This is a genomic window from Paenibacillus xylanilyticus (assembly GCF_013359935.1).
GTDB classification, from domain to species: domain Bacteria; phylum Bacillota; class Bacilli; order Paenibacillales; family Paenibacillaceae; genus Paenibacillus; species Paenibacillus xylanilyticus.
The window spans coordinates 1-292 of sequence record NZ_JABMCB010000016.1; the positions used below are offsets into that span (position 1 = coordinate 1).

General features: G+C 55.1%; 1 rRNA gene. It reads left to right on the forward strand.

Annotated features, from left to right (window positions below):
• A 23S ribosomal RNA gene (locus tag HP552_RS00085) occupies positions 1–292 on the forward strand; the annotation flags it as partial.

Genomic DNA, 292 nt, shown 5'->3' on the forward strand with positions numbered 1-292 from the left:
GAGGAAGGCTCGTCCGCTCAGGGTAAGTCGGGACCTAAGGCGAGGCCGAAAGGCGTAGTCGAAGGACAACAGGTCGAAATTCCTGTACCACCGTAAGCCGTTATGAGCAATGGGGGGACGCAGTAGGGTAGTGACGCAGGCTGATGGATGCCTGTCCAAGCAGTGAGGCTGATGTGTAGGCAAATCCGCACATCGTAAGGCTGAGCTGTGATGGGGAGTGAAAATTACAGTAGCGAAGGTCATGATCTCACACTGCCAAGAAAAGCCTCTAGCCAGGTGATGGTGCCCGTAC